We start from the raw sequence: 6,425 nt of genomic DNA, 5'->3' as shown, positions 1-6,425 counted from the left end.
TACCAACTTGAACGGCTTGATGATGGCAGTGACTAGCTTCATGAAACTTTCTCCCGAATTGGTGGACTTGCCCCAGGAAAACAAACCCGACTCAAGTCTAAGCGCAGTGCCTGGCTTTGTAACGCATCGTCGGCCTTACCTGCCCGACTGACGCCAGCTAACCGCTGCTGACGAAACTCCCCGCTCCGCCTGCCGCACTGCATTCGTCACAGCGACTGCATCAGTGCATGGGTCACAGGTCACTAAGCAGAAACCTTGCCATCTCGCCAAAACCCACTGATTTCAATTGCTTGGCCGCTGTCGCAAGCACCTTCGTGCAAAAGGCCATGCGGATACGCACAATAACAGTGCGTCGCCATCTATCCCCTTGCGCGAAAAGCGTGCATCCCTGCCTGCGAGATTGACTATAGACACTGCGTGATACACTGCCGGCCATTGTTTTCAGGACATTCACCATGCTCGCGCCCAAAGACTTCCTCGACGCCCTGAGCGGCACCGCCTCCCGCCTGTTCAGCGGCGACACCCCGCTGCCGAAAGCCGAAATCGAAAGCCAGTTCAAGATGCTGTTGCAAAGTGCCTTCAGCAAACTCGATCTGGTCAGCCGTGAAGAGTTTGATAGTCAGATGGTGGTGCTGGCCCGCACTCGCGCTCGCCTCGAGAGCCTCGAAGCGAAGGTGGCCGAGATGGAAGCGAAGCTGAATCCTGCGACCGACAAATCGCTCTGATCGTTTTTTGCAGACCGTGCGCAGCGCTATTTCGCCACATTGTTAAAGCTAATGCGGCAATGCCCGATAGCCTTGCTACAACGCATGGAAGCTTCTCGCCGCATTAGGCGAGCTGCCATTTTTCATCGTCGTTCCAGCTTTACGAATATGACCTGCGCCGAACGCTGGATTGATCATCAGGCGGTATTTGCTCACCGATCCCTCTTCGGAAGGCCAGGAACCTCTTGCGAAAAGGACTTTTCATGGCTTTACCTGCAGATTTTTCCCCGGCGAAATACCTGGAACTTCATCCCGACGTCAAAGCCGCCGGCATAGATTCCGCTATCCACTATATGAACTACGGGATGAGAGAGGGACGCGCTTATAAAGGCGACGCACGCTACGTCGAGAAGCTCTACAACCCGCTGCACCCCCAGATTGACAGTCCTTATCAATACGATGGGCTGTCCTCCAAGCACAATCACGACTTCATGATCGATCCATCTTTCATGTCCGCCTATGGTCGTGGAGTGCTGGCTGCCGGCGGCGACTACAAATGGTTCTGGCGAGTGCATCTGGGTTTGTGGGCAGCGCGTTCGGCTGCCAAGTACGCCGGTGATTTTGTCGAGTGTGGCGTCAATCGCGGCTTCCTCAGCTCGGCGATCATGCACGACCTTGACTGGAACAACACGGGGCGTACGTTCTATCTCCTCGACACTTTTAGCGGGCTGGATGAACGTTATCTGTCAGAGGACGAGCGCAACAGCGGCGTCTTCGAACGCAACGAAAAGGAAATCGCTTCGGGTTTCTACACCACCAATCTGGACTCGGTAATAAAGAACTTTGCCGAATGGCCAGGTGCCAAAATCATTCAAGGCAGCATCCCGGATACATTGCCGGAGATCGATTCGAGCCAAATTGCATTCCTGCACATCGACATGAACTGTGTCATGCCGGAAGTGGCCGCCATCGATTACTTGTGGGACCGCTTGGTGCCCGGTGCTTTCGTGTTATTGGATGACTACGCCTACTTCGGCTACCAGCCGCAAAAAGAAGGCATGGACGCCTGGGCCGCGAAAATGAACCTGTCGATCGCCAGCCTGCCGACAGGCCAGGGACTGTTGATCAAGCCTTGAACAACCAAGTCCACCTTCAGTAAACAAATGTTTGCTCACGCACGACGCGCATGCCTTGGCCTCACCGAAGTCTGCAAACTGAAAAGCCGCCTGCTGGCGGTTTTTTTACGCCAGAAAGAGACTGTCTCCCGCAACATCCAGTGAAGGTTTACATCCATAACCTTCCCACCCATGCACCCGCCCCCTACTACCCTTCAAAAACCCGCAGGAAGCGGCCCCCCGATTCAGCTCAAGGAACGACCATGTCCCTCTCCATCGTCCACAGTCGCGCCCAAATTGGCGTGGATGCTCCCGCCGTTACCGTCGAAGTCCATCTGGCCAACGGCCTGCCGTCGCTGACCATGGTCGGCCTGCCCGAAGCAGCGGTGAAGGAGAGCAAGGATCGGGTGCGCAGCGCGATCATCAATTCCGGGCTGCAGTTTCCGGCGCGGCGGATCACTTTGAATCTGGCGCCGGCGGATCTGCCCAAGGATGGCGGACGGTTTGATCTGGCGATTGCCTTGGGGATTCTGTCGGCGAGTGTGCAGGTGCCGTGTCTGACGCTGGACGATGTGGAGTGTCTCGGTGAGCTGGCATTGTCCGGCGCCGTGCGGCCAGTGCGAGGAGTGTTGCCGGCAGCGCTGGCGGCGCGCAAGGCCGGGCGGGCGCTGGTGGTGCCACGGGCAAATGCCGAGGAGGCGTGTCTCGCTTCAGGGTTGAAGGTGTTTGCGGTGGATCATCTGCTGGAAGCGGTGGCGCATTTCAATGGGCATACGCCGGTGGAGCCTTACGTTTCGGACGGTTTGATCCATGCCGCCAAACCCTATCCCGACCTCAATGAAGTGCAAGGGCAGATGGCCGCGAAACGGGCGCTGCTGATTGCGGCGGCGGGCGCGCACAACCTGTTGTTCAGCGGGCCACCGGGGACGGGCAAGACCTTGCTGGCGAGTCGCTTGCCGGGGCTGCTGCCGCCGCTATCTGAATGTGAAGCGCTGGAAGTGGCGGCGATTCAATCGGTCGCCAGCGGCGTGCCGCTGACCCACTGGCCGCAGCGGCCATTCCGCCAACCGCACCATTCCGCATCCGGCCCGGCACTGGTCGGTGGCAGCTCCAAACCGCAGCCTGGCGAAATCACCCTCGCCCACCATGGCGTGCTGTTCCTCGATGAACTGCCCGAGTTCGACCGCAAGGTACTGGAGGTGCTGCGTGAGCCGCTGGAGTCCGGGCATATCGTGATTGCGCGGGCCAAGGATCGCGTGCGCTTTCCGGCGCGATTCCAGTTGGTGGCGGCGATGAATCCGTGTCCCTGTGGATATCTCGGCGAGCCGAGCGGCAAGTGCTCCTGCACGCCGGACATGGTCCAGCGTTATCGCAACAAACTGTCGGGGCCATTGCTGGATCGGATAGATCTGCACCTGACGGTAGCGCGGGAGGCGACGGCGCTGAATCCGACGGTGAAGCCGGGAGAGGACAGCGCCAGTGCAGCCGCCGTGGTGGCCGAAGCCCGAGAGCGCCAGCAAAAGCGTCAGCGTTGTGCCAATGCGTTTCTCGATCTTCCGGGGTTGAAGCGGCACTGCACGTTATCCACAGCCGATGAAAAATGGCTGGAATCAGCCTGTGAACGGCTAACGCTATCGCTGCGCTCGGCCCATCGGTTACTCAAGGTCGCCAGAACCCTGGCCGACCTTGAGCAAGTCGATGCAATCAGGCGTGAACACCTGGCCGAAGCGCTGCAATACCGGCCGGCGACGCCTTAATGCTCGGTCAGATCAACCAGCGGCGCTTGCCGCACTTCGGTTTCACGCCCGGCCTGGATTTCGGTTACTCGCTTCAAGGCGTTATCCACGGCAGCTTTGTCCGCGAGCAGGCTGTAGCTGATCTGGAACTGTTTGTGTTCCTTCGGCGCAATGGTCGGCACCAGATTCAGCGGACGCTGATAGCGGCGGTTGTAGGAGAAACTGGTGCCCGGCTCCAGCCCCGTGACATAGCCCTGCCCTTGGGTGTCAGTGTTTTTCCACAGGGAAAACACCGGCAATTGCTGGGTATTGAAGCCGACGGAGACACCAAGGCTGCCGGCCTTGTTGTGCAAAACGGCCAGGGTCTCGCCTTTGGCGTCGGCATAGGGCACGACGTTGTAGACGGTTTCGTCGTAGTCCTTGGTTGGTGCGCGATACGTCTGCCAACTCGCCAATTCATCCTTGGCCTTGTCGTTGAACGGCGACACCTGTTTTACCGGCGCAGCAAAACGTGAACCCTGTTCGAGGAACGGCGTGCTGAAGTTGCTGTGATACAGCGCCTGGTATTCCTTCGGATAATCGCCGTTGTTGGTCAGCGTATCGTTGAGTGCAAAACGCACGCTGCCGGGCTCGGTGACCAGTTCGGTGGCTACAGAAAAATCGACTTTCTTGAACGCCTGCTCTTTCAACTCGCCACGCAGGCTGATGGCGTAAGGCGGTTTTTCGTCGATGTGCAGCGTAACGGTACTGGCCGGGATGTTGGCAGCGCGTCCGTGCAGGGTCAGCAACTCACCCTTGTCCATGCCGGGATGACCGACCCATTCGTAGCCGCAGCGGGTCACCAGTTCATTGAAACCTTCCAGCCAGCCCAATCCGCCGCGGCCATTGAGTTCGATGAATGCCGGGTTAACCACCTCCTTGACCGGCGAGTCCCACCCCATACGCACGTTGCCAACGGAGGCGTGCAGGACATTCATGCCACGGGTCGGCACCACCGAGAGTTTCATCGCTCCGTTATCGATGTCGACAATGCCCACCCCTTCTTGACGACCGCCATGCAGGGTTCGCAGTGTCACGGAAAACGGTTTGTCGATTTTTACGCCCAGTTGCTCACTCGTGATTGTCCAGTTTTGCGCAGGTTTGTCAGTGTCGAGCAGGATGTAATCCCAGGCCATTGCCTGAGAAGCAGCAGCCATCGTGCAGAGGGCGACAGCGAGTTTGAGCGAAGTCATGGAAAGGCCTTTTCTTGGATTTGTAGTTTTTATATAGCGCTGATGAAACGTTTCAGCAAGTACAAAAACAGCATCTCCGATAGCCTCCTCGTCAAATGAAAAATTAATCTCGAGCAAGGCCTGCTTTCTTGAACTAACCTCGTTCGGTTTTGGCCCATTGGCTGATTGACGGCGACATCATAATGACATTAAGGTCGCCAGCTAAATGCAGGATCAAGGTACAGGCATTCACGCCTGTCATTGCGCAACGGAACATATGGAGTATGGATGCGCGGGGCACTATTACGCAGCGGCAAGAGCGGATCATTCACAGCTTTGGGCGAAACCGGTCAACCCGTTTACCGGGCGGCTCTGCAATTGCGCGAAGCCATTCGTCGCAAGAACCCCGAAATGGTCGATCACCTGGCCATTCCCCAAAGCGATGAACTGGGCAATCAGATCGATTGGTACAGCGGCCTCGACGGCGATGTGATCCCGTGGAGCAGTGCGACCGAAGAAGAGCGCGCGCCTGCTCGTCGCCAACTGGAAGCCCTGAAGTCTGCACTCGAAGACTTGAGCCAGCGGTTTTTGGGCACTGATCCGGACGAACAGCAGCAAGGCGACAAAGCCGTGTTCGGCAAGTTGCTCAAGCGCGTCATCCATTTCCCCGACGAAAACTTTGTCTACCTGGTTCAAGGTAAGCCCGTACTCACCTTCTGGGGTTTTGAGCACGCGGGGGCTGATCGCAATCGCGACCCACTGCACTGCCTCTATCAAGTACCGCTAACCTTCACGCTGCCTCCCGAGACGCCGCCCCCTGTAGCGCCCCCCATCGCGCCTGTGGTGCCGGTTGTGGCGCGCCCTTGGTGGCGACGCTGGTGGTGGCTGTTGCTGCTGCCCTTCCTGTTGCTGTTGCTATGGTTGTTGCTCGGCCTGCGCGGCTGCGTGCCGATCCCACTGGTGGCCGTAAACTTGCTGCCTGAAGGGGTCGTGCCCGTGGAAAGGCAAGTGGAGCCGCAACTCACCGGCAACGCCACTACACTAACCGGCACCCCGGTTATCGGCAGTGGTGCCAGTGTCGACGCCGGCACGGCGGGGGGCGACATGCAGGGAGGAGACACCCCGGCAGTTGACGGCAACGAAGCGGATGCCGCAAACGCTGGCGTGAATCAGGACCCAGCCGCCGAAGCACCTGCCATCGAACCCGAGAACCAGACCGCCCCGCCGGCCACTCCAGCGGCCGACCCGGAAAAAGCCAGCGCGACAAAAGCAGGCCCGGCCCTGAGCATTCCACCGGACGCCGCTGACGGTGCCGCCAATTTCCTTGATGGCCAATACCGTGCCGGCGCCGGCATTCAAGACCGCCGCACCGGAAAACCGCTGCGCCTGGAGTACCAGTTCAAGGACGGCAAGGGCGAAGTGACGGTGCATCAGGCAGATGGCTCGAAATGCAGCGGCCCGGTCGTCGCGGCCATGAAAGGCGGCAGCCTCGCCATCGACAGTCAGGGCCAGGCCGTCTGCGGCGATGGCAGCACCTACGACATGCCCAAGGTCAACTGCCGCAAAGGAGCGACCACGGTCGCCGACTGCACGGGCGGTTATGGCAAAGATCAATTCCCCATGTCCATGCGACAAATGGGCGAATAAGCACGGAATAAC

5 protein-coding genes are annotated in these 6,425 nt (G+C 58.8%); 4 read left to right on the top strand and 1 reads right to left on the bottom strand.

What is annotated here, in order from left to right:
- The first annotated feature begins 455 nt into the window (after window positions 1-455).
- The 3 genes from ACIOU6_RS09315 to ACIOU6_RS09305 all read left to right on the top strand — a co-directional run bounded on the left by ACIOU6_RS09315 (window position 456) and on the right by ACIOU6_RS09305 (window position 3,576).
- Window positions 456-725: an accessory factor UbiK family protein gene (locus ACIOU6_RS09315; RefSeq protein ID WP_401135618.1), complete on the top strand. Its 270-nt coding sequence runs from the start codon at window positions 456-458 to the stop codon at window positions 723-725.
- 242 nt (window positions 726-967) lie between these two features.
- Window positions 968-1,840, top strand: a complete 873-nt coding sequence (locus tag ACIOU6_RS09310) for a TylF/MycF/NovP-related O-methyltransferase (protein ID WP_401135615.1) — start codon at window positions 968-970, stop codon at window positions 1,838-1,840.
- A gap of 242 nt (window positions 1,841-2,082) precedes the next feature.
- Window positions 2,083-3,576, top strand: a complete 1,494-nt coding sequence (locus tag ACIOU6_RS09305) for a YifB family Mg chelatase-like AAA ATPase (RefSeq protein ID WP_221730851.1) — start codon at window positions 2,083-2,085, stop codon at window positions 3,574-3,576.
- Here ACIOU6_RS09305 and ACIOU6_RS09300 read toward each other — a convergent pair.
- Window positions 3,573-4,787: an aldose 1-epimerase family protein gene (locus ACIOU6_RS09300; RefSeq protein ID WP_401135612.1), complete on the bottom strand. Its 1,215-nt coding sequence runs from the start codon at window positions 4,785-4,787 to the stop codon at window positions 3,573-3,575. The genes ACIOU6_RS09305 and ACIOU6_RS09300 overlap by 4 nt on opposite strands.
- A gap of 267 nt (window positions 4,788-5,054) precedes the next feature.
- On the opposite strand from ACIOU6_RS09300, the gene ACIOU6_RS09295 reads away from it, so the two are divergent.
- Window positions 5,055-6,413: an SrfA family protein gene (locus ACIOU6_RS09295; protein ID WP_221730853.1), complete on the top strand. Its 1,359-nt coding sequence runs from the start codon at window positions 5,055-5,057 to the stop codon at window positions 6,411-6,413.
- Window positions 6,414-6,425: the final 12 nt, after the last annotated feature.

The organism is Pseudomonas sp. NPDC087615 (assembly GCF_044743445.1).
Classification (GTDB): domain Bacteria; phylum Pseudomonadota; class Gammaproteobacteria; order Pseudomonadales; family Pseudomonadaceae; genus Aquipseudomonas; species Aquipseudomonas baetica_A.
The sequence above is the reverse complement of the archived record's forward strand: the minus strand, read 5'-3'. Positions and strand labels throughout refer to the sequence as shown.

What these genes read in the sequence shown, in the direction of transcription:
- ACIOU6_RS09315 (WP_401135618.1), top strand. Translation starts at nt 456, where the DNA reads ATGCTCGCGCCCAAAGACTTCCTCGACGCCCTGAGCGGCACCGCCTCC.
- ACIOU6_RS09310 (WP_401135615.1), top strand. Translation starts at nt 968, where the DNA reads ATGGCTTTACCTGCAGATTTTTCCCCGGCGAAATACCTGGAACTTCAT.
- ACIOU6_RS09305 (WP_221730851.1), top strand. Translation starts at nt 2,083, where the DNA reads ATGTCCCTCTCCATCGTCCACAGTCGCGCCCAAATTGGCGTGGATGCT.
- ACIOU6_RS09300 (WP_401135612.1), bottom strand. Translation starts at nt 4,787, where the DNA reads ATGACTTCGCTCAAACTCGCTGTCGCCCTCTGCACGATGGCTGCTGCT.
- ACIOU6_RS09295 (WP_221730853.1), top strand. Translation starts at nt 5,055, where the DNA reads ATGCGCGGGGCACTATTACGCAGCGGCAAGAGCGGATCATTCACAGCT.